Origin of the sequence: Imperialibacter sp., from assembly GCF_048007035.1 — a bacterium.
Taxonomy (GTDB): domain Bacteria; phylum Bacteroidota; class Bacteroidia; order Cytophagales; family Cyclobacteriaceae; genus Imperialibacter.
The window spans coordinates 5,033,275-5,055,979 of sequence record NZ_CP180355.1 but is presented as its reverse complement, the minus strand read 5'-3'; the positions used below and the strand labels follow the sequence as shown (position 1 = coordinate 5,055,979).

The following is a 22,705-nucleotide window of genomic DNA, read 5'->3' as shown; positions in this document are numbered from 1 at the left end:
GTCAAATAATATTGAAGAAATTCATACTTCGCCAAATGCGGTGTATGGGATTCAAATGAGAAACTGCATTCCAGGGAAACAAAAAAAGGCCTGCCCCAAAGAGCAGACCTGAAACCATAAATCGAGTAAAAACCAGTTTCTACTTAAACAGCACCGGCGCAAACTGCGACAGGTAAATACGCCAGTTGGCCCAGGTGTGGCCACCGGTGCTTTCTACATACTTGTATTTGAAGCCATGCTCGTCGAGGGTGTTTCTCAGGTTGACTACGCTGTCGTACAGAAAGTCGTCCTTGCCGCAGGTAATCCAGTATACTTTGGGGTTGGCCTTTTTCAGCGCATCAATGTCTTTCCCCCTGCCCTCTCCATTGTTGGGCAGCCCGAAGGGGCTGTCCTTCACAAAGCCCATGCTCATCACGCAGATGTAGTCGAACATGGTTGGGTTGTCAAACGTGGTATTGAGGGTTTGCCAGCCACCCATGCTGAGGCCAGACAAGGCACGATTTTCTTTGCCCTTCTTCGCTCTGTAGTGGCTTTCAACATACGGCACCACATCCTTCACCAGGCTCTCCTCAAATTTCTTATTGGCCATACCGAACGGCCCCGGAATTTCCTGGCCTGGAAGTTTGGCAGGCGCCTCAATGCCGGCCGCCGTTTGGTCGGGGTTGCCGTTGGTCATCACCACAATCATAGGTTTGGCCTGGCCCGAATTGATCAGGTTGTCCAAAATGGTAGGCGCCACACCCAGCTCTGTCCAGGCATCTTCATCACCTCCACCGCCGTGCAGCAGGTAGAACACCGGGTAGCTGTCCTTGCTGTTTTCGTATCCCGGCGGGGTGTACACATACATGCGGCGGGTAAGCCCCAGCGTTGGTGACTCATACCAAACCTTGCTCACCATGCCTTTGGCACCGTGCTTAGGCTCGTACAGGTCTGATCCTTTGCCCTTAATCATAAAGAAGCTGATGTTGCGCACACCGTCTCTTTTCACCAGGGCATTGGAAGCATCCAGCGCATACGCCCCATCGACCGTGAAGTTGTAGCCCCACAGCTCAGGCTCCAGCGGCCCAACCGTAATTGCCCAAAGGCCGGTATCACCTTTCACTAGCGGCTCCGATTTGCCCTGGCCCATCCACTCGCCCGCCAGCTTGATCTCGTTGGCATTGGGTGCATACACCCGGAAAGTAACTTTGTTGTCGGCATGAATTTCCGGCGATACCACCGGATTGCGACGAAATTGTGCCAAGGCAGTATTGGCCAGGCTCACCGTAAGCCCTAGCACCAGCAGAAAGCCCAGGGCTCTCCTATTTAGTAAGTGTTTCTTCATTGGTATGTAGTTTAAGTGTGGGAGGGCTGTCGCCCGTTACTTAAAGGTAGTGGTTTCATTGTGTCGATACAACACAATTTATTCGTCGAACTAAAAATTGACCTCAACTGATTCAAATGTCCACTTGGATCAAATTCATTGAAGCGTCTCGCTTCTACTACGCCCATTTTAAAACTCGATATCCAAAAGACCTCTTTTTTCCACCGCATGGTCAGCAACACTGCAAAACGAAATTTGCCTTTGCAGATTGGTGCTCAAAAGCTTCAACGTTGGGGAACACGGTGGTGGTGAGACGCAGACAAGAAACCACAATATTGCTCGACCGGGTGCGACCCTGGCTGGGTGAAGGAATTTATTCTATGAAATATTTTGCAAAAAAATTTGGCTAGGCTATTTCTCTGCTATGGGCCACCTCATTGGCTTTGACAGATCTGACCTGATTGGCTTTGAGCGTTTCCACACTTCGGGTTTTACCCATCAGGGTGAAAAACTCTACTTCATACCCCTTCCGGTTGTCATGAATCATCACAACAGTGCCAATATCGCCCTTCACAAGACCTCGCTCAGGCAAATCTTCCTTCAAAACTACTCGGTCAAAATTCTCTATCATCGCTAAAAAGGATATGCAGTTACTAATTTAAGAAAATCAGTTTCCTTTTCCTTGAAATCACCACAGTCCATACCGACCTTTTCCTGGGGCATCCTGGCAATGCTGCTTGCAATGATCGCCACCACCGGATCACTGGGCTATGTGCTTATTCGGAGAGGGGACGGAGGTTGATTTGGGCTGTGATAGTATTTGAGGAAAAAGCCAGAACCAGTTGGGGAAATTGCGGCAAGCCATGCCATGGTTTGGTGATAGAAAAAGGTGACGCCGGTGGTAGGGCTGATGAGATGAGAGTCAGGGTTTGCCCGTAACGTTCGAACATCTAACGCATTATATAGCACTCATTTCCAAAAGCCTTTGCAAGTGTTTGCTGATACCGGCTATATAATTAGCCACAAACCTTCTCTTATACACCAAAATATAAGATGGGTGATGAACAGGCACAAATTCAAATCCGCCGAAAGAGTAACTATTATACTCAAACTCACCACTTGGCTCTCCAGTTTTAATCGAGTACTTGGAAAGCACAAAATCAGACACCTGCTTTCCTAGTAGAAATACGACGGCGGGTTGCAATTCTTCGATTTCTGACAGAAGATTGGCGAAGCACTTTTCCATTTCTGGCTTTAAGGGATATCTAATCTTCCCGGTGCTGTTATTCCATGGAAGGCATTTAACCAAATTAGTCCTATAAAAGGAAATCACTTCTTTAAACTTATCTTCCATATTCAAAATCAATTCCCCCGATCTTGTTTCTGGAGAAAGTGGCTGTTTTGAAGACCCCTCATCAAATTTCACGGCGGAAAGACCTACCCAAAAAACTCCTGCCGCTTTAAACTTATCCAGAGCAGGATATTGATTAAGATAAAGACCGCAAGATTTACAGTGCTTCTTTCCTACTGGGTTTAGAGTGTCGGTTAATTTTGGAAAGTGTTTCAACGGATGTGAGATTGGTCGTGCGGTAAATATAGTTGTGCACGTCCGACAAGTCAACCAGGGAGTGATTGACGGTGTGAAAATTAAACTGCAACCTTCCTATAAGAGCAGAAAGCTCATGATCAGGCTCTATCTTCAAAGCCTCAGTAATAAGCCCATTGGATTCAAGGTCGTGAAAAATTGCAGTTCCATGATAAGGACGATATTGAAATACGCTGGTTCTGAAATTGACACCATATCTTAGAGACATCTCTTTTAGCTGTAAAGCAAGCTCATAGGTTAATTCCATATCTTCCTTAGACTCATCAGGAAAACCATAAATAAAGTAACCTTTTATATTTATTCCCGCCCGCATTACTCCGGTCAGGTTTCTTACAATGGTGTTGACCTGATGAGTTTTATTTATCGCCCGAAGAATCTTAGGAGAGCCCGACTCGATTCCTATGAATAGCTCATCACACCCACTGTCTTTCATCGCCACCAATTTAGCGTTGTCGACTTTGTTAAAAGTAGTGACATGAGCCATGGAACGCCATTTAAATTGGAAATTGGAAAACACCCTCGTTGCAAATTCAACGTGCCTGCCATTTTTAAGAAAGAGGTCATCCAAGACTCTAATTGATGTTACGCTGGGAAATAACTCTTTAATGCTAGCCAGTTCACAAATTAATGACTCTGCAGACCTTTCTCGTATTCCATATTCACTATTCAAAGACCTAGCTGCAGCACAGAATGTACAGTTAAAGATGCAACCTCTACTGGCAATTATATTTGCTTCGTTAAATCCAAAGGGGTGAATTACAGGCTCATTTTTAAAAAAAGTTCGATTGAGTGCAACGTCATCTATATTGTCAACATAATAAGCTGAGTTGCTAAATACATTGAAGACTCTCCTTTTTTGCAACTCCAGAAAAGGAATCTCCCTTACACAGTTTTTTACAATGTCTAATGTTATCAATTCCCCGTCTCCGGTGACAATATCAATTTGACTATCAGTTTTCCAATTGATTATTTCTTTGTAAAGATCCTTTGTCGATAGCCCCCCAATAATAAAATGTGTTGCAAATTCGATTGACTCAACTAACTCTTGTACCAATCTGTAATTTGTTGTAAAGATGTTTGATGCTATAAATTGAGGTCTTGCACTTGAAAGCCTGTCAATTAATTCTTGGAGAGTAATATTTTCAGCTACAGCATCAATAATTTCTACATCGATACCATTATTGTGTAGATGAGTCGCAATATATCCTAAACCAATTGGAGGAAGTGAATCTTCGTCATAGCGAGAACTAGATTCCCTAAAGAGCGGCGAATTGACAACTTTAATCATTTAACCTTGGTATAGTTTCCTGTATTCATCCAATTCGGCAGGTGTAGGCCGAATAGCCAGCTCCCAAATCAAATTCCAGATACTGTTATAAAGTACTCCATTTGAGTTAGCTGTATCCGTCTGAATCACCTTGTATAACTTGGATTCAATTTTGTCAAATATTACAAGGCGATCCGATCCTCCCATTTTTGCTATTCGGCCCCTAATTCTTAAGTCGGCGTCCTTTGGATCATAGAACCTCAACTCAGCTTTAGGAAGATCAGTAATTATCTTCCCGTATCTAAATTTGGTTTCGTTCCTGGTCGGATTTTCACACAAAATTTGAATTACATTAAAGCCCCTAGCCTTTAGTTTTAAATACTGAGAGTTTTCATTTATTTTTCTTTCAGATTCTCCAAAAAAGCTTAAGTCTCCACCAAAAAGCTTAATTTCCGTATTATCCGCATCATCAGTAAACCTATTCATTATTGGATCTACCTCGTCCGACTTATAAATGTTCTTAGTACGAATTTTCGTTCGCATAAAGATCATCAAACCAATAGATGCTGAAACCGATAGCGTAGCCGCCAATAGCCCTAACCAATTAGAAATTTCTTCCCAATAAAAAAACGCAGTACCAACTGGGAACAATAGCGTTAATACACCGATCATATAGAATACAGACACCCATCCAGATTTATTATACTCTGAAATAAGCCAATTACCTAAAACTCCTAAAAACGCTCCAATTACTATTGAAGCGCTTGCTAGCAGAAATCCAATAAGTAGACCACTTTCCATATTAGTTCAAATATTAACGCCTCTAGCACTGCGACAATTGTTCAATTCTATCATCTATCTCCTTTATCGGAGCCCTTGGGTTTATTTTTCGATACTCTTGCAGTTTAAATATACCTATACTTCCTGAAATAATTTCCCCTGAAATCAACATATCGATAATCCAAAGTATTCCATGTACCTCTATCTTCATACGTTCCGAAGCCCTCCTTAAGCTGCTATCTGAGCTTAAAATAACTCCATTCTTCCTTCGGGCTAAGTCGAGAACTGAGCAATCAACTAGGCTTAGCCCACGATTCTCGAATGCGAGTTCAAAGATTTGATCATTATCAGGCGTTGAATCGACAACCATACGTCCCTCATAAACATACTTCCCCACTATGGAGTATTGGCGCTGATCAGTTATCTCATCGACAACCGCTTGAGTCGTAAACACTTCATAGCCCAATTCGAAGAAGTGTTCCATCAAATCCAAGCGGATCATATCAAAGAGCATGCACGCATCCTTTACAAGGATATTCGTTTCATTTGACACTCCTGTAGCCCTCCATAATTTCTTCAATACTTCGGTTTGACAACGAAGCGGCTTTACTAAAACTTATGACACCCTCAGATAACGCCCTATTAATGAGCATATCAAACTGAACTTGGCGTTCCTCTCCTTTAAAACTTCCCGGTTCGTTTTTTGAGCCATAGGTCTTGCTCATGTAAACCATCCATTTTTGATAGTAAGTGGAATTGATTACTTCCAAAGACTGTAACCTATGAACAATCGCTCTTATTGATATTCCAAATTGCTCTTTGATCTCTATTAACTCATTAATAGAAATATAACTTCTTTTTGGGCCTCCGATTCTTTCGAAGAGAGCCTTTTCCGGTAGAAGAAAACAACTCGAAAAGTAGTGACAGTATTCCTCAATAAGCTTATTTTGAGCCATTACTTCCGGCGGAAGATTCAAAAGTAGATGTGCTAACTCGTGAAGAATGGTAAATCGAATTCTCTCTATTGATCGGTTAAAAGTATTAACAACAACTATAGGTATGCCGTTTACCGAATGCGCTGCTAACCCATCAAAATCATCAGAGACTTTGACCAGTTGAATTTTTATGCCCTTGAGTTCGAGTAGTTGAACTAAGTTGGATATCGGGCCAGTCCCAATTTCCCAAACTGACCTCAATTGCGCCGCAGCCTTCCTAAGATCGCTCTTGTCGGAAATTTCCTGTTCACCTAGTGGGTTTCTAAAGAATTGCTCAATACCAAGTAAAGATTCCAGCTCTAAGTATCTCTCCACATAGTCCTTAGCTTGCTCCACTATTAATTCCTCATTTCCCTTGGATAAAGCCACTCGCTTTCTAAATGAGATATCTCCAAGTTCCAAAATCCCTTGCTTCAAGAAATAGTCAGGCTTAACCGAAAGAACCTTAGAAATAGCGAATATTAACTCAGCGGTAGGCTTCATCAAACCAAGTTCATACTTACTTAGCGACTGCTTAGTAATTTGATTTGTAACAGCATCAGACAATTGCTGTAGAGACATCCCAGCCATTTTTCTGGCGTTCTTCAACCTAGTTCCAAATACTTGAGGGTCTATTGCGAACATGATCAATATTGTGAGTTGACAAATATACAAAATTACATTCAATTGTCAACCATGTGATTATTTTTAGTAATTTGTATGTATACCAAAAAATAGAGCAAATTTCAAATAATTTTTGTGACCCATCCCAAATTACTATTCAAATACGCATAATTTTTCATTGCCGTCCATTAACATAACTCACCTAACCTTCCGAAAATTTAGCGGCGACGAAATTTACTGGTTTCATCCACCAAGATTTCAGCTTGAAATATTTACCTCCTCGGTCTGTCCCCCGACGGACCTGCACCTGCATTCGTTTTTTTTACACCTCTTCAGTGAACAGGACGTGGGCGCCGAAATCCCTCAACCCCAAATAAAAAATATTGCCCCTTCCCCTATCAATAATTCCCCAACTATCCTCCATATTCACGCAAAAATTGACTCGTCCTTCAACGCTTTTAACCTGTACCTTTCTATGAGATGTTTTCTAACCAAAATCGCAGCAGCGGCCTTTATTTCTATGGCATCACTGTCAGTAGTGAATGCGCAAATGATCATGCAAATCGACCCCTCGCTAAGCGCCAAAGCCAACCCTCAGCAGGTCAGGTATAAAGGAATGAAAGCGGTGCCCTATTACTACTTCGATGAATACAAAATCGTGTCGTCCAAGGCTGGCTGGCTTACTACCAATAGCAGAAGCAATGTGCAGGGCACTATTTCTTCCTCCAGCCAGCAGCTGGCCTTCACGATGATCAATAGTGCAAGCGACACCGCCGTCGTCAACATGTCGAAAGACGGACTGGTGCAAAGCTCACAAAACTCCTGGTTCCCCAACATTACCATGTCGCAAGGGTCTCGGAACATCACGGCACTCATTACTTCCAGCGCCGACACACTTACCTGGGGGCTGGCGGCCTCTGTGGCCAACGGCGTTTTCACCGGGGCTATCAAAACAGATACTGAGGAATACAAACTGGTACCTGTAAAGAGAATGGACAACGGCAGGGTAGCGCCATTTACTCTTTGGGTAGGCTTTGCTATCTACAAGGGAGACGTTGAAATTGGTGCCGTGCAAGCTACTCCCAAGCGAAATGTCTGGATATCGTCTGATTTGCCAGCTGATCAAAAGCTAAAAATGGCAGCTGCCTGCCTGGCCATGATTATTGAAGAGCAAAATGAATGGCTGGTGAAATAATGATAACGACGTAAGGCTTCTCATGATGAAATGAACATGTTTGAAAGCAGATTTTCGCCATGCTAAGTCCCTTACATATCAGTTGCGCTACCCTGTTATCAACAAAAACCTTCCATTTCCCCTGAACTTGCGTAACTTCGACGCATTAAACACTCAACTTATATGAAACGTCATTTATTCTTAAGCTTTACCTTTCTATTGGCATTAGTGCTTGGTTTCACTTCTTGCAGCACCAAAAAAAGCAATGAAGGAAACGCCGAAGCCGCCGACACAGTGCAAGCAATGCCTGCTTCATTTGGCGGTCTGGCGCTGTACACCGTGCGTGACTCCATGGCTACCGATCCGAAAGCTACGCTACAGGCAGTAGCTGACGCTGGCTACGCCTACGTAGAAGCAGCCAATTATGAAGAAGGCAAGTTCTATGGCATGGTACCTGCTGACTTCAAAGCTTACCTTGCCACGCTTGGGTTAACAGCAAAAAGCGCTCACATGGGCATGGTAACGTTGGAGAACGCTGACCAGCTCATCGCAGATACTAAGGCCGCCGGCATTGAGTATTTCGTTATTCCTGTGCCACCTATGGGCATGTTCACTTTCAATCGTGAGGAGAGAACCATGGGAATGAAGGGTACTCCTGCTGAATTAGCCACAATTATTAACACACTGGGCGAAAAATGTAAGGCAGCTGGTTTGAAGCTACTCTATCACAACCACGACTTTGAATTTAAGCCTATGGAAGACGGTACCGTGCTGATCGACTATTTGCTGGAAAATTGCAACGCCGATGTTGTGAACTTCCAAATGGATCTTTTCTGGGTAACCAAAGCAGACGCTGACCCGCTGGCTTACTTCGAAAAGTACCCGGGTCGCATCAAGGCATGGCATGTGAAAGACATGAATGCAGAAGGTAATTTTGCTCCAGTTGGCACCGGAAGCATCGACTTTAAGAAGATCTTGGCAGCCAAAGCTCAGTCAGGTATGGAGTTCTACATGGTAGAGCAGGACGCCACCTTCGGTCTGCCTCCTTTTGAGGCCATCAACATCAGCCACAAAGGTTTGGCTGACATTGGGTTCAAATAAATATATGACCAACTCAGAGTCCTCTTCGAGAGACTCTGAGTGAAGTGAAAACTTGCAAAAGCGAAAGCCGACCCGAGGGTTGGCTTTTTCTTTTACTCCTTCTTAATCGCAACGATATCAACTCAATAGGGCGGAAAAATGAAACCGTCATAACAAGAGCTCCACACAATGAACATTTACCAACAAATTGAAGCCGAAATACTTGCCGCTTCTTCTATCGTTATCACCTCCCACAAATCTGCCGATGGAGATTCGGTGGGCTGCTCGTTGGGGCTCTTGTATTTTATAGAAAAGCTGGGTAAAAAGGCTACGATTTGCCATCCCGATGCAGCACCCGACTTTTTATACTGGTTGGACACCTCTCCTATTGTGCTCATGAGCGACAACCCTGAGAAAGTAACAGAAGCCTTTCAAAAAGCTGATCTAATCTTTTGCCTGGACTACAATAGCACCGACCGGGTGGGGCCTGAAATGCAAAACCTGCTGGAGTCCACTACCAGCAAAAAGATCATGATTGATCACCACCTGCATCCGCAAGATTTCCCCACCATTGTTGTTTCGGAGACCTCCGCTTCCTCTACCTCACAATTGATCGCAGAGTTGATCGAGCAATCAGAACATGGTGACTTACTCGATGAAAAAATCGGCACTCCTCTGTACCTCGGTGTTCTGACGGATACGGGGAGCTTTCGGTTTTTGTCCGTGCAGCCCCGCACTCATGAAATACTGGCTAAGCTTTTAGCCGCAGGCGTGCAACATCACCTTGTACATGAGATGCTTAACGACAACAATACGGCGAGCCGGTTGCGTCTGCAAGGCTATGCCATGGCCGAAAAACTGGAAGTCATGGAAGACTACCAAGTCTCTATCATTTCTCTGACAAAAGAAGAGCTTGCAAAATACAATTATAAAAAGGGCGATACGGACAGCCTGGCCAACCTTGCTTTGTCAATCAAAGGCATGAAAGCTGCCATTGTATTTACCGAGCGTGACGGCATCATGAAAATATCGTTCCGTTCCAAAGGGAAAGAAAACCCGGTGAATGTATTGGCTTCAGAGCATTTCAATGGAGGTGGGCACGCCAACGCCGCCGGGGGAATGAGTGAGTTGTCAGTGGACGAAACAATTGCCAAAATCAAAGGTTTGATTCCGACGTACTTCTCAATTCAATAGCCAAAACACACTTCCTTCAAGATCCTCTACAATGCTATTAAGTTAAGAGGTTCCTTGTACCAATTCTATTTTTACCCCTGACCCTGAAGGGCGAGTGAATTGTCATTAGCAGAGCCCTTTAGGGATTAAGGGGCGCCCGGCCAGGGTAAAATGCTCTTAACCTAATAGCATTGGAGTCTTCTGCGAGAGACTCTGAGTGCATCCATCTGAACGCACCGAACCTACATCGCCAAGGTTATTGCAGCGATTTCACACTCAAGTTTTTGTCCAGCCAATACTGGTCGTCATGAAAACCGAACTGACTGGGTTGATAAACTCCTATAGTGTCTACATTGGCTTTTTCAGGAACCGGGAGGTCAAGGCTCCAAAAAACGCTGTTGACCATCATCCGGCGGGTCCCCTCCGTCAAAAGGTCGGTGGCAGCTCCCATGGTAGTGGCAAATACTTTTCCCGGCTGCCCTCCTGGAATCTGGTAGCTTTTTATCCATGCTACAGGCATCATTGGATCGTTCTTGGTTATTGTTTTTTCGTTCCCCTCTTTGTCTTTCTCCACCTCAACGCCAGCTACCTCATTGTCTGTAAAGCGCATGCCGTACAGTACATCATCTTCTGCATACTCACCCTCCCGGTTGACCACCTGCCCCAGCACGATAGGTTGTGAATCGCCGGGCAGAGGCAACCTAACGCCGTACACATCGGTTGGCCCCCATATTTCCCCCTCCCCGATGCCATTAAGAATGGGATGACCCTCAGCACCCGATACTGCCACTCCCCGGGTACTTTGATTTTTATGGTTGCCATGGTGCGAAATCCATTTCTCTCCCAGCACCAGTCTGCCAAATCCACCCTTCCATTCATTCTCACCATCGTAGTTATTACCATAGTGTGTCCAGCTTGAGGTGGAATCTGCAGCTGCGAAATTGAATGCATGGGTAGCCGTTCTCATTCCAATCACTGGCTTTCCACTTTTTAAATAATTATCGATGTACCGCATTTGCTGATCCGGTAAAGCTCGAAAGCGGGTAAAAATGACCATCAGATCGGCGGTGTCGAGGGCCTCAGTTCCTGGTATGTTTCGCACATAGTTGGGGTTTACTATTCCAGGCATGGCTGGGTCCTGTGCGAACAGAACGGTACAATTGAACCCATGGCGTGAAGAAAGGATTTTCGCCAATTGAGACAAAGCTTCTTCTGATCGGTACTCCTCGTCACCGGAAACCAGGACTATATTTGGCATGTCAGCCTTTCCTTCAAAGGTCAACCACTCTTTCGTTTGTTCTGCCTGACCAGGCTCTGTGGTGGTTTTACATTTAGCACACACGAAAAGGATGACAAGCGCAAAGGCATAACGGACAAATTTCATCTTCAGATAGTTTAGGTAATGCGACAAAGAAAATAGAACGTTTAAAGTAGCGCTTTTCCCCGAACACTCCACTGCCGTTCATAGCAGTTTTGAGATAAAAACCGACAGGATCAAATCACAGGCGGGAGACTTCTACCCGGCAGGATACAATCAAATCTCTTTGGTAACCACCTTGATCTTTGCGGCAGCGGCTCTCGCACGGGCGACAGCGTCATCAGCCTTAGCCAGCACCACTGCCATTCTGCGATATGGCCTTGTGGTAGGTTTGCCGAAAATGCGAACGTCAACATCGGGCTCGGACATCGCTGCTTCCACCCCGGTGTAGGTTGGGGACACACCGTCCTTTGTAGCCAGCACCACAGCACTGGCACCTTCGGTTACTGTAATATTGGGAATCGGCAAGCCAAGAATGGCCCTGGCATGTAAATCGAACTCGCTGAGGTTTTGGCTAACTAGCGTCACCATGCCGGTGTCGTGAGGCCGTGGGCTGAGCTCGCTGAAAATCACTTCGTCTTTAGTAACAAAGAACTCTACGCCGAAGATGCCTACGCCTCCCAGGTCATCAGTTACTGCTTTGGCCATTGCTTCAGCGTCTTGTCGGAATTTATCTGTCATGGGCTGAGGCTGCCAGCTGTACTGGTAGTCGCCCCGTTCCTGTACATGGCCTATTGGGTCGCAGAAAAGTGTTGGCCCATTCTTCTGTCTCACAGTAAGCAGCGTTATCTCGTAGTCAAACCTGATGAACTCCTCTACAATCACCCGCTGGCGGTCGCCCCGCATGCCAGCGCAGGCATAGTCCCAGCTTTTTTGGATGTCGTCGGCTGTTTGGGCCACACTTTGTCCCTTGCCGCTGCTGCTCATCACTGGCTTGATCACCACGGGAAAGCCGATAGTTTTAGCCTCGTTCATTAGCTGCTCCGCCGACTCCGCATAAGCAAACCGGGCTGTACGAACGCCAAGGTCGGCTGCCAGGTCACGGATGCGGTCACGGTTCATAGTCATGTTCACGGCCCGGGCACTCGGCACTATGTTCTTGCCTTCCTTTTCCATTTCTACCAGCACCTCGGTACGGATGGCTTCTATTTCCGGCACTATAAGGTCTGGCTGGTGTCGCTCGACAGCTTCTCTCAGCTTCGCTGCATCAAGCATGCTAAAAACCTCGCTTTCATCGGCCACCTGCATGGCTGGCGCACCCGTATAGCTATCGCAGGCCACCACATGGCAGCCCAGCCTTTTAGCACTGATCACAAATTCTTTTCCGAGTTCTCCAGAGCCGAGAAGGAGTATTTTTTTCATGGGTTCAGACTAATCAAGATCAGGCTTATATTCCAAAATGTCATATTCAGCAACACCTGAGAGCTTTTGGTAACCGTGGAAACCACCCGCAATTCCGCTAATCAGCATGTATTCAACACCATGTTTGTTTAGAGCAGAGCAAGCGTGCCGGAGTGACTCTCTGATTTCATTAGAAATCATTTGGCTTCTTTTAGTTCAATCCATAGGATGTCTGAGGAGTCATCTTTCAAGTCTTCATTGGCGGCCTTTAAAGCAGCATAAAAATCCATCAGATCAAGTACTCTTGCCATGGCTTCATCGTCTGATAGAGACTCTGATTTTGATTGAGCCTTCTTCCTGGTAATGTCCCTGTATGTTATCACCTCATCCATATTCAAATATACTGAGAATTCTCTTATACAAGACTTTGGTACTTTCCCCTAACCCACTGTTGCAAAATCTTTTTTGATCAGCAGCCCAGCCTTTTGGCACTGATCACAAATTCTTTCCCGAGTTCTCCCGAGCCGAGAAGGAGTATTTTTTTCATGAGGGGCGTAGCGTTTATTAGTCAGTATTTCTATCTAAACTTCGTGGAATTCGAACTTCTGAATCTTATCAAACTCCGACTGTTTCTCGGCATGCTCCTTCCTTAAATCATACTCTCGCTGCAAATTCATCCAGAATTCTTCTGTGGTGCCAAAAAATCTACTTAGACGAATGGCAGTGTCTGCGGTAATTGACCTCTTACCACCCATAATCTGGCTAATTCTCGTTTGCTGAACTCCTATTTCTTTCGCCAGGCGGTAAGCCGTGAGCCCCATCGGTTCAAGAAATTCCAGTTGCAAGATTTCACCTGGGTGAATATTGTTAATTGCTTTCATATCTAGTGGTAATCTATTATCTCAACATCACAGGCTTTATTTTCGATCCATTTGAAAATGATTCGCCATTGATCATTAACTCTTATAGCCCAATACTCCTTCATATCTCCTTTTAGTCGGTGAAGTCTGTTTCCTGGAGGCACTATCAGGTCATTAATACTACCCGCAGCATGAATAATAAACAACTTTCTCATTGCCAATCTTTGAATGTCAGGATGCCACTTTCTGGTTCCTGTGCCTTCCCAAACACGTTGAGTGTCTTTATCTGCAAAGTTAACGATCATAGTATCAAATAAAGATACTATCCTCATTCGATACTATCAATAAATTTCTTCTCCCGAACTTTTCACCCCCACTTCTTCCTTATCAATCATCAGTTTCTATTTTGTGCAAAACCATACATCCCAATGAACCAACAAGAACTTTTTATCAAAATGGCCCTTGACGCCTGGAACATCTACATTGAACGTACCAACAAACTTTTCGATGGCCTCAGCGATGAGCAAATCGCTGCTGAAGTAGCCCCAAACCGAAACACCGGCACATACCTGCTTGGCCACCTCGCAGCGGTGCACGACAACATGATTCCACTGCTAAGTATTGGAGAAAAGCTCTATCCCGAACTTTATGAGCCCTACGTAAGAACCCCGGACAAGTCAGGCCAAAACACACCTATTCCAGAATTAAGAACAGCCTGGAATAAAGTAAACTCAGCGCTTTCAGCAGCATTTGAAAAATTTACTGCCGACGATTGGTTTACTAGGCATACTGCTGTGACTGAAGAAGACTTTGCCAAAGAACCACACAGAAACAAGCTAAACCTGGTAATGAACCGCACAGCTCACTTAGCCAACCATTTGGGTCAGCTGGCATTTTTGAAACCGAGAGGATAGCCGTACAGTCAGCCCCAAAATGTCAGGGTCCTAATTATTTTAGAACCTGATTCTAATTGCTAATTATATTGGTTTTTAGTATGTTTGAAAACTAAAATAATTAGCTTTTATAAGCAAATGAGACTCCATGCAACAGAGAAGGGCTGACATACTTTCTTCTTTACAATCCGACATTCTCCGGCTACAGGGGTTCAAGTCGCCGGGGAATACCACCACCCGACTGAACCTGGGCCTGATGGATGCGGCGTTCCCTCATGGTGTCTTCCCTTTGGGGGCTGTCCACGAATTTCTTCCTGCAGGTGAAGAAGACATTGCAGCCACCAGCGGCTTTGTCGCTTCTCTCCTGAGCAATGTTACAGGTGCTAATGGAATCGCTTTATGGATCAGCACCTCCCGAACACTCTTCCCTCCTGCGCTAAAAAGTTTCGGCATCTCTCCTGAAAGGTTCATCTTTATTGACCTGAAGAAAGAAAAGGATGTATGGTGGGCAGTGGAAGAAGGTTTGAAATGCACTTCCGTTGCCGCTGTCGTGGGTGAAATGCCCACCCTGGACTTCACCTCCTCCCGCAGGTTGCAGCTCGCAGTAGAAGAAAGCTGCGTCACTGGTTTTGTGATCCGACCTTTCAGTCAAAAATTAACAACAACAGCTTGTGTATCCCGATGGAAAATAGCTTCCCTTCCCGGCGAGGTCGTTGACGACCTTCCCGGTGTGGGGTACCCACAATGGAGAGTGGAGTTGCAACGGGTGCGAAATGGCAAGCCGGGTGCCTGGGATGTAAAGTGGATGGAAGGCCAGCTGAAAACAGTAGCTGAGAAAGCGCTACATCATTTTGAACCGGAAGAACGCAAAGCAGGCTGAACCATGGGGAAAAGATTTGTTTCTATATGGTTCCGTTACCTTTCCACGGACTGGTTCTCCCTCCGTCGGCCAGAGCTGAGAAAGATACCGTTCGTTTTGCGCACGCCTTCCCACGGCAGAATGGTGATTTCAGCTTCGAATGCTATCGCCAGGGCCAAAGGTATCAGTGATGGCATGGTGCTGGCCGATGCCAGAGCAGCAGTACCTTCTGTAGTAGCACTGGATGATCAGCCGGAGCTTATGCTCAAGCTGCTCAGGCGCCTGGGCGAATGGAGCATTCGCTATGCTCCCAACGTGGCTATCGATCCGCCGGATGGACTTTTGCTTGATGCCTCAGGATGCTCCCATCTTTGGGGAGGAGATGCAAATTATGTAACTGACATTCAGCAGAAGTTTGAAACCCATGGCTGCCGGGTGAGGGCGGCCATGGCTGACACCATCGGAGCAGCATGGGCAATCGCCAGGTACAGCCGTGGGCCGGGCATCATAGAAAGCGGGAAACACCATGAAGTACTTATGAGCTTACCTCCTGAGGCTCTCCGGCTGGAGCCTGAAGCCCTTGAGCGACTTCACAAGCTGGGGTTACATCAGCTGCATCAATTCATAAGCATGCCACGTGCTACTCTTCGAAGGCGTTTTGGGGCACAAATGCTGCTGCGTATCGACCAGGCAACTGGTGCCTTAGAGGAAAGGATGGAGCCTATACAGCCTGTGGAGCCCTACCAGGAACGACTTCCTTGTCTGGAGCCTATCGTTACTGCTAAAGGCATAGAGATCGCACTGGAGCGACTGCTGGAAACACTCTGCCTCCGGCTAAGACAGGAACAGAAAGGGTTAAGAGCGGCAGTATTTAAAGGCTACCGGGTAGATGGAAAGGTGGTACAACTAGATATTGGCACCAGCAGGCCAACCCATCATGTCATTCATCTTTTTAAGCTCTTTGAGGTCAAAATATCGACGCTGGAGCCTGCGTTGGGCATTGAGCTATTCATTCTGGAAGCACCTAAAGTAGAAGAACTTCTGCCTGAGCAAGAACAGTTGTGGGAAGAAACTGGCGGACTGGACGATATGCGGCTGTCGGAGCTGGTGGATAAGCTGGCTGGCAAGTTCGGGGCAAAGTCGGTTCAGCGCTACCTCCCCGACGAGCATTACTGGCCCGAAAGGTCATTCAGGCCTGCCCTTTCACTGCAAGAAAAAGCAACCACCCTATGGAGAGTGGATAAGCTTCGGCCCCTCCAGCTATTGAGCAGGCCAGAAAAAATTGAGGTCAGTGCGCCAATCCCCGATTATCCCCCAATGCTTTTCCGCTACAAAGGCAAAGTGCATGAAGTAGCCAGGGCAGACGGCCCGGAACGAATTGAGCAGGAATGGTGGCTGCAACAGGGGCAGCACCGGGACTATTACAGGATAGAAGACAAGGAAGGGCATCGGTTTTGGCTGTTTCGATCAGGGCACTACGACGACGAAAGCTTTCAGTGGTATGTGCATGGGTTCTTTGCTTGAAAACATGTTTTCAAGCTTCCTTTCCCCCAACCCTGAAGGGAGGGAAGCTCAATGAGATTTAGTCATTCTTTAAACCCTTAAGAAAAGGCTCTATGACGCAAAATTGAAGCAGCTGCGAAATTCTTCGGCTCCCTTCAGGGGCGCCCGGCTCAGGGTCGGGGTAAAACGAAGAATTTCAGAGCTGCTTCCAGGATAAGGAACTGATAAAAACAATGTCCTACACCGAATTACAAGTCACCTCCAATTTCAGTTTTCTACGGGGAGCCTCGCACCCGGAAGAGCTGGTGACACAGGCAGCAGCCTATGGCTACTCTGCTATTGCCATTACCGACCGCAATACCCTGGCTGGAATTGTACGAGCTCATACGGAAGCCAGGAACCATAACATCCGCATCATCCCTGCCTGTCGGCTCGACCTGCAGGATGGCCCCAGCTTACTGGCTTTTCCTGCTGACATTCATGCTTATGCAGGTTTATCCGCTTTACTTACCAAAGGCAACCTGAGAACCGAAAAAGGGCAATGTGAGCTTTATAAAAAGGACTTATATGAACATGCAGCAGGCCTGGAGCTGGTAGCCATCCCTCCGCTGCAATTGAATGAGACATTTGATTTTGACCCGGTTTTCAAGTCACAACTAGAGGAATACAGGGAAGCCTTAGGTGCCAGCCTTCACCTTGCGGCCAGCAGGCCCTACGATGGCAACGACCTCAAACTTCTTCACCGCCTCAATCAGCTTTCACAAAGACTTGGCATCTCATTGGTTGCTACTAACGATGTGCATTACCACCACCCCACCAGAAGGGAATTGCAGGATGTGGTAACCTGTACCCGTGAAAAATGCACAATACAGGAGGCTGGCTTTCGCCTTCACCCCAATGCCGAACGTTACCTGAAACCAGCGGACGAAATGCAGCGGCTGTTCCGGGCCTACCCGGAAGCCATCTGGCAAACCCAGGTGATTGCTGAGAAGTGTCAGTTTTCCCTGGATCAACTGAAGTACAGGTATCCAAAAGAAATCACCAGCGAAGGGCGCACCCCCCAGGAAGAGCTTATTTATCTGACATGGAAGGGGGCTCATATAATGTTTCCTGATGGAATCCCTGCAAAGGTCAAAGCCAACATCAACTATGAGCTGAAGTTCATCGACCAAATGAACTATGCTGAGTACTTCCTTACCGTTTACGATATCGTGCGCTATGCCAGAGAGCAGCACATTCTCTGCCAGGGAAGGGGGTCTGCTGCCAATTCTACCGTGTGCTATTGTCTGGGCATTACTTCGGTAGATCCCTCCAAATTCAACCTGCTGTTTGAACGCTTCATCTCAGCAGCCCGCAATGAGCCGCCGGATATCGATGTGGACTTTGAACACGAACGACGGGAGGAAGTGATGCAGTATATCTACAACAAGTATGGCAGAGATCGTGCTGCGGTGGTGGCTACAGTCACTCAGCTGCACCACAAGGGGGCTATACGTGACGTGGGCAAAGTGATGGGCCTTTCTGTGGATACCATCACCCGTTTATCCAGCCTTATTTGGGACTTCAAAGACGAAGGTTTTGACAAAAACCGCATCATCAGTCAGGGAATTAACCCCGACGACCCAACCATCAAAAAAGTACTGGAGCTGACCCGACAATATATCAGCTTCCCACGACAACTAGGACAGCATACCGGTGGGTTTGTGATTACGGAAGGCAAGCTGTCCGACCTGTGCCCCGTGCTGAATGCCCGCATGGAAGACCGCACCAATATCGAGTGGAACAAAGACGACATTGAAGCACTTGGTTTCTTGAAAATCGATGTACTGGCCCTGGGTATGCTCACATGTATTCGGAAAGCCTTTGATATAGCTAAAAAGCACTATGACAAAGAATTTACATTAGCGAATATCCCTCAGGATGATCCCAAAATCTATGATATGATTTGCCATGCCGATACCATCGGCGTGTTTCAGATTGAAAGCCGGGCTCAGATGTCGATGCTGCCAAGACTGAAACCCAAGTCTTTTTACGACCTGGTCATCGAGGTGGCTATCGTTCGTCCTGGTCCTATTCAGGGCGACATGGTTCACCCCTACCTTCGGCGACGTAATGGAGAAGAAAAAGTAGAGTATCCCTCCGAAGAGCTCAGAGAAATTCTTGGCCGAACTTTGGGCGTCCCTCTTTTTCAGGAACAGGCTATGAGTATTGCAATAGTTGCTGCAGGATTCACTCCAGCCGAAGCAGATGAACTCCGCAGAAGCATGGCAACCTTCAAAGCCAAGGGCAAGGTTTCCTATTTTCGTGACAAGCTCATTAACGGCATGACAAAGAAAGGATACAAAAGGGAATATGCCGAGAGGGTGTTTAAACAACTGGAAGGCTTCGGTAGCTATGGCTTTCCTGAAAGTCATGCAGTGAGCTTTGCACTGTTGGTTTATGTTTCTTCCTGGCTCAAATGCTATTACCCGGATGTGTTTGCCTGTGCTATTCTCAATAGTCTGCCAATGGGGTTCTACCAACCGGCTCAACTCATCACCGATGCAAAGAATCATGGCGTAAAAATCAGAGAACTAGACATCAACCATTCTGGATGGGATTATCAACTGGAAGAAAAAGAAGGTGATTTCTGCACTTTAAGGCTGGGCTTCCGACAAGTAAAAGGGCTTAAGGAAGAAGAAGTGGAACTATTGATAACTGGCAGAACACGGCCTTATGGCAGTGTACATGAATTAAGGGAGCTGGGCCTATCAGAAAGTGCTCTGGAAAGATTGGCTGATGCTGACGCCTTCCGGTCGATAGGGCTTGACCGGCGTCAGGCTTTGTGGGAAGTTTCCACCAAAGATCACCTGCACAAAGCCTTGTTCAGTTCGCAGCAACAAAATGAACACGAGCAAAAGGTTGACCTTCCTGAAATGCAACTATCTGAACATGTAATACAGGACTACGCCTCCACTTCTCTGTCTATCAAAGCCCACCCGGTGAGTTTTTTGAGAGAGCAGCTGAGCAGGCTGGGTATTACACCAAACTTTGCTCTGGCAAACGCCAAAGACAAAGATCATGTAAAAGTAGCCGGGCTGGTGCTGGTACGGCAACGGCCCGGCACGGCTAGCGGTATCTGCTTCATTACCATTGAAGACGAAACCAGCACCGCCAACCTTGTCGTCTTCAAAAAGCTGTTCGATAAATACCGGAAGGAGATCATTCAGTCACGCCTTTTGATGGTAGAAGGGCAGTTACAGAAAGAGGGCGAGGTCATCCATGTGATTGCCAAACGTCTTTTCAATCTTTCAGGAATGCTACAGCAGCTAACGGCCAAACAAGCACAAGAATTGTCGCTGAAGCCCATGTCCCGCTCGGATGAAACTACCGTGCCTTATTCTCAAATCAAGAAATCACCGAAACCAGAAATTGTGCAGGGAAAAATCTTTCCTGAGGGGAGGAATTTTAGGTAGTAAAGAGAGATTAAGCTTCCCTAAGAGTTCCTTTCAGGAGACGCTGAGAGAATCAAATTAAAAATGCTTGCAAGAAAAGTGTACTTATTGATTGTCGATTATCCGTTGTGGATCCATTCTGGTCGGAAAAAAGTCGGTGATATAAACTGTCGACTCTTTCTCTTTGATGTAGTAGATGATCTTTATCTCGAAATACCTGGTTTCCTTATGAAGTATAAATCTAAAATCTTCTTCAGCCCCAAGGAGGTATTTCTCTCGGCGGCCTCTGGCGGGTTTACTGGATAATGTACTGGCAGTCTTTATGATATTTTCATCAATTCTACTAGCCCGCTCAAAAGTAAAGTTATCGTACAAGTAGGATAAAACATGCTCCTGATAACGGATAATGGCAGGTCTGGCGATGACTATTTTGTATAGTTTTCCTTCGCCCATTCCTTATTCTTCTTGCTAAACTCATCTAAAGACAACGTATCTCCTTTGCTGATTGCTTCTAGAGATTCCTGTGTCCTGGTCTCCATCTCTGCCTGTGTGATCAACTGGTCCATGCGCTCCAAAGTAGATTTTTTTTGCACCTGCATCACACGTTCAATAAGGCCTAATTTCAGCGTTTCTGCTTTCATGATGTGTGGTTCTTCTGTGACCTATTGTAAAATTAACATTTTGCATTCAGTTTATCGTTGTCATGGCAAATAGAGCTATGAATTTCTGAAAAATGCATGCTAGTGACTCTATTTAGTCATGTTTGGCAAGATGTGAAGATATGACTTTCAGCGCCGGATCAGAAGTGGTGCAGGGAAAAATCTTTCCTGAGGAGGAGGAATTTTAGGTGATGGAGAAAGAATAAGGCTCATAATTCGTCTATGGAAGAGACACTACAACTATTCAGTAAACTTATCCTGTTATACGCCAGTCTGACACAATAATTGAAGCAAGAAGAACCGATCTGATCAAATTTTGCTATTTTTATACTATGCGACACTTTATAGAAATAAACGATTCTTTACCCGGTGCAAGGCAGCTTTTAGAACTCATAAAAACCCTTAACATTGAGGGGATTTCCTTTATTGACCTGGAAGAACAGGAAGACAAAGTGTTGCTTTCTATGATGGAAGAAGACAAGCAAAGTGGACTTGCTTACAAAACCAAAGTTCTTAATAAACTTGGGTTGGAGTGAATCTGGAGTTTAGCAAATCATTTGAAAAGCAGCTTAAAGGAATTCCTGACAATATATCAAAAAAAGGAGTTGCTGGTGCCATCAAAGAAATAATTGAAGCAAAGACTGTCAGCCAGATACCCAGCGCTAAAAAAATGAAGGGGCTAAAAGCGCTTATAGGATCAGAGTAGGTGATTATAGGCTAGGGTTTTATATTGACAAGGGAGTAGCCCTGGTAACAACACTCGCTCATCGAAAGGATATCTACAAAAAGTTTTCATAAAGTGATTTAAAAGCTTTAAAGAATTTTACCTGATACCCGGCTGTTCTGGATTTGCAACCCTGAGCCTCTACCCCAGGATTTATGATCCGGCAAAAAAATGTGCTGCTTAGTCAGTAGAAATTGAACGCACCAAAGTCAACACTTACCCTCAGTTGCCTCTGCTCAGCGTCAGAGCATAGAATTTTTTCTTGCCTACACCAACACCACGCCTTCCTCCAGCGCCTTCTCATACACGGCATCGTTGAAGGTGTAGAAGGTGGGTGAGCGATGAGCGCCGATCTTCAGCTTTTCATCGGTCTTTTTTATCAGACCTATAGAAATAAGTTTGTTAGGGAAGTTGGAAGCATTGAGTGTTTTGCCAGACATCACCTCATAAAAAAGCCTGATCTCTTTCAGAGTAAACTTCTGAGGCAAAAGGTTTTTCCCAATCGGAAAATGATACAGGTGTATCCTCATGTTAAAAAGCGCTTCCCTCACAATTTCCTTGTGGTCAAAAGCCAGGCGAGGCAACTCGTCGATAGAAAACCACTGGCTTTCACTTGAAAATATATCGGTTTTGGGCTGGGCATGCACGATGTCGGTAATGGCATAAAACCCAATAGTGACAGCCTGACCAGCCAACCAACTATCTTCATTTACCCTGACGCCAGTCATTTCATAAAGCATCTCAGGGTCGAAACCGTCTAGCCTGTTTCTGTCAGGGTCTCCGAACGCCTTGAACTGCTTCAGAAAAAGGTTTTCGATGCCTGTTCTTTCTGCTGTTACCCTTGCAGCAGCTTCATCCAGGTTTTCCGTATGCTTCACATAGCCGCCGGGCAGACTCCATTGTGACAACAGCTTGTTTTTAAGCAGCAGCACCTGAAGCTTACCTTCGTGGTAACCAAAAATTGTGCAATCCACCGATACGTTAGCCCGGTAGTCCTGATACCCCTTCTCCAAAAAATGTCTTATTTCCTGCAAGCCGTTCATGTTTTTAGCAGAGCAAAATTTATTTATTAAACTTTAATAAATGTTAATAATAAAGCAGTTACCTTTATTTATTAGATTTTAACAAATGTA

24 protein-coding genes are annotated in these 22,705 nt (G+C 45.7%); 9 read left to right on the top strand and 15 right to left on the bottom strand.

Annotation, left to right across the window (positions count from 1 at the left end):
• Positions 1-139: 139 nt before the first annotated feature.
• The 7 genes from ACMVP2_RS21935 to ACMVP2_RS21905 all read right to left on the bottom strand — a co-directional run bounded on the left by ACMVP2_RS21935 (position 140) and on the right by ACMVP2_RS21905 (position 6,575).
• Positions 140-1,324 (bottom strand): alpha/beta hydrolase-fold protein, encoded by a 1,185-nt coding sequence (locus tag ACMVP2_RS21935; RefSeq protein WP_416865118.1) that lies wholly within the window; start codon positions 1,322-1,324, stop codon positions 140-142.
• 385 nt (positions 1,325-1,709) lie between these two features.
• Positions 1,710-1,934, bottom strand: coding sequence for a DUF4926 domain-containing protein (locus ACMVP2_RS21930; RefSeq protein ID WP_350126465.1), 225 nt, complete (start codon positions 1,932-1,934; stop codon positions 1,710-1,712).
• A gap of 327 nt (positions 1,935-2,261) precedes the next feature.
• Positions 2,262-2,870, bottom strand: coding sequence for a uracil-DNA glycosylase family protein (locus tag ACMVP2_RS21925; protein WP_416865117.1), 609 nt, complete (start codon positions 2,868-2,870; stop codon positions 2,262-2,264).
• The gene (locus ACMVP2_RS21920) at positions 2,812-4,197 is read right to left on the bottom strand and encodes a B12-binding domain-containing radical SAM protein (RefSeq protein ID WP_416865116.1); all 1,386 of its coding nucleotides are present in this window, start codon (positions 4,195-4,197) and stop codon (positions 2,812-2,814) included. Before ACMVP2_RS21920 ends, ACMVP2_RS21925 begins: the two co-directional genes overlap by 59 nt.
• Positions 4,198-4,977: a hypothetical protein gene (locus ACMVP2_RS21915; protein ID WP_416865115.1), complete on the bottom strand. Its 780-nt coding sequence runs from the start codon at positions 4,975-4,977 to the stop codon at positions 4,198-4,200.
• 22 nt (positions 4,978-4,999) lie between these two features.
• A complete protein-coding gene (locus ACMVP2_RS21910) occupies positions 5,000-5,536 on the bottom strand; it encodes a hypothetical protein (RefSeq protein ID WP_416865114.1) in 537 nt (178 codons plus the stop codon).
• The gene (locus tag ACMVP2_RS21905; protein WP_416865113.1) at positions 5,499-6,575 is read right to left on the bottom strand and encodes a helix-turn-helix domain-containing protein; all 1,077 of its coding nucleotides are present in this window, start codon (positions 6,573-6,575) and stop codon (positions 5,499-5,501) included. Before ACMVP2_RS21905 ends, ACMVP2_RS21910 begins: the two co-directional genes overlap by 38 nt.
• Positions 6,576-7,029: 454 nt before the next feature.
• On the opposite strand from ACMVP2_RS21905, the gene ACMVP2_RS21900 reads away from it, so the two are divergent.
• The 3 genes from ACMVP2_RS21900 (at position 7,030) to ACMVP2_RS21890 (ending at position 10,002) form a co-directional block, all read left to right on the top strand.
• Positions 7,030-7,749, top strand: coding sequence for a hypothetical protein (locus tag ACMVP2_RS21900; RefSeq protein WP_416865112.1), 720 nt, complete (start codon positions 7,030-7,032; stop codon positions 7,747-7,749).
• A 162-nt stretch (positions 7,750-7,911) separates the two neighbouring features.
• Entirely contained in the window at positions 7,912-8,829 is a 918-nt protein-coding gene (locus tag ACMVP2_RS21895) for a sugar phosphate isomerase/epimerase family protein (RefSeq protein WP_416865111.1), read from the top strand.
• 168 nt (positions 8,830-8,997) lie between these two features.
• On the top strand, positions 8,998-10,002 hold the full coding sequence (locus ACMVP2_RS21890) for a DHH family phosphoesterase (RefSeq protein ID WP_416865110.1): 1,005 nt from the start codon (positions 8,998-9,000) through the stop codon (positions 10,000-10,002).
• A 235-nt stretch (positions 10,003-10,237) separates the two neighbouring features.
• Here the strand turns inward: ACMVP2_RS21890 and ACMVP2_RS21885 are convergent, their stop codons facing one another.
• The 5 genes from ACMVP2_RS21885 to ACMVP2_RS21865 form a co-directional block, all read right to left on the bottom strand.
• The gene (locus ACMVP2_RS21885) at positions 10,238-11,365 is read right to left on the bottom strand and encodes a hypothetical protein (RefSeq protein ID WP_416865109.1); all 1,128 of its coding nucleotides are present in this window, start codon (positions 11,363-11,365) and stop codon (positions 10,238-10,240) included.
• Positions 11,366-11,515: 150 nt separating this feature from the next.
• The gene (purT, locus tag ACMVP2_RS21880; protein WP_416865108.1) at positions 11,516-12,661 is read right to left on the bottom strand and encodes a formate-dependent phosphoribosylglycinamide formyltransferase; all 1,146 of its coding nucleotides are present in this window, start codon (positions 12,659-12,661) and stop codon (positions 11,516-11,518) included.
• A 176-nt stretch (positions 12,662-12,837) separates the two neighbouring features.
• The gene (locus tag ACMVP2_RS21875; RefSeq protein ID WP_416865107.1) at positions 12,838-13,032 is read right to left on the bottom strand and encodes a hypothetical protein; all 195 of its coding nucleotides are present in this window, start codon (positions 13,030-13,032) and stop codon (positions 12,838-12,840) included.
• Positions 13,033-13,221: 189 nt separating this feature from the next.
• Entirely contained in the window at positions 13,222-13,521 is a 300-nt protein-coding gene (locus ACMVP2_RS21870; RefSeq protein ID WP_339793866.1) for a HigA family addiction module antitoxin, read from the bottom strand.
• Between the two features lie 2 nt (positions 13,522-13,523).
• A complete protein-coding gene (locus tag ACMVP2_RS21865) occupies positions 13,524-13,832 on the bottom strand; it encodes a type II toxin-antitoxin system RelE/ParE family toxin (RefSeq protein WP_416865106.1) in 309 nt (102 codons plus the stop codon).
• A 96-nt stretch (positions 13,833-13,928) separates the two neighbouring features.
• Here ACMVP2_RS21865 and ACMVP2_RS21860 point away from each other — a divergent pair, with 96 nt between their 5' ends.
• The 4 genes from ACMVP2_RS21860 (at position 13,929) to ACMVP2_RS21845 (ending at position 20,210) form a co-directional block, all read left to right on the top strand.
• Positions 13,929-14,414 carry a DinB family protein gene (locus ACMVP2_RS21860; RefSeq protein WP_416865105.1) on the top strand — a complete coding sequence of 162 codons (486 nt, stop codon included), beginning with the start codon at positions 13,929-13,931 and terminating at the stop codon, positions 14,412-14,414.
• 127 nt (positions 14,415-14,541) lie between these two features.
• Positions 14,542-15,273, top strand: coding sequence for an ImuA family protein (locus tag ACMVP2_RS21855; RefSeq protein ID WP_416865104.1), 732 nt, complete (start codon positions 14,542-14,544; stop codon positions 15,271-15,273).
• Between the two features lie 3 nt (positions 15,274-15,276).
• Positions 15,277-16,776: a Y-family DNA polymerase gene (locus tag ACMVP2_RS21850; RefSeq protein WP_416865103.1), complete on the top strand. Its 1,500-nt coding sequence runs from the start codon at positions 15,277-15,279 to the stop codon at positions 16,774-16,776.
• A gap of 212 nt (positions 16,777-16,988) precedes the next feature.
• Positions 16,989-20,210 carry an error-prone DNA polymerase gene (locus ACMVP2_RS21845; protein ID WP_416865102.1) on the top strand — a complete coding sequence of 1,074 codons (3,222 nt, stop codon included), beginning with the start codon at positions 16,989-16,991 and terminating at the stop codon, positions 20,208-20,210.
• Positions 20,211-20,294: 84 nt separating this feature from the next.
• Here ACMVP2_RS21845 and ACMVP2_RS21840 read toward each other — a convergent pair whose 3' ends face one another.
• Together ACMVP2_RS21840 and ACMVP2_RS21835 are read right to left on the bottom strand one after the other, a co-directional pair.
• Positions 20,295-20,642, bottom strand: coding sequence for a type II toxin-antitoxin system RelE/ParE family toxin (locus tag ACMVP2_RS21840; protein WP_416865101.1), 348 nt, complete (start codon positions 20,640-20,642; stop codon positions 20,295-20,297).
• On the bottom strand, positions 20,615-20,830 hold the full coding sequence (locus ACMVP2_RS21835) for a hypothetical protein (RefSeq protein ID WP_416865100.1): 216 nt from the start codon (positions 20,828-20,830) through the stop codon (positions 20,615-20,617). Before ACMVP2_RS21835 ends, ACMVP2_RS21840 begins: the two co-directional genes overlap by 28 nt.
• Positions 20,831-21,180: 350 nt before the next feature.
• Between ACMVP2_RS21835 and ACMVP2_RS21830 the strand changes: the two genes are divergently transcribed.
• Together ACMVP2_RS21830 and ACMVP2_RS21825 are read left to right on the top strand one after the other, a co-directional pair.
• Positions 21,181-21,384 carry a hypothetical protein gene (locus ACMVP2_RS21830; RefSeq protein WP_416865099.1) on the top strand — a complete coding sequence of 68 codons (204 nt, stop codon included), beginning with the start codon at positions 21,181-21,183 and terminating at the stop codon, positions 21,382-21,384.
• Positions 21,381-21,554, top strand: coding sequence for a type II toxin-antitoxin system RelE family toxin (locus ACMVP2_RS21825; RefSeq protein WP_416865098.1), 174 nt, complete (start codon positions 21,381-21,383; stop codon positions 21,552-21,554). Before ACMVP2_RS21830 ends, ACMVP2_RS21825 begins: the two co-directional genes overlap by 4 nt.
• 284 nt (positions 21,555-21,838) lie before the next feature.
• On the opposite strand, the gene ACMVP2_RS21820 is transcribed toward ACMVP2_RS21825, so the two are convergent.
• Positions 21,839-22,615, bottom strand: a complete 777-nt coding sequence (locus tag ACMVP2_RS21820) for an NUDIX hydrolase (protein WP_416865097.1) — start codon at positions 22,613-22,615, stop codon at positions 21,839-21,841.
• Positions 22,616-22,705: the final 90 nt, after the last annotated feature.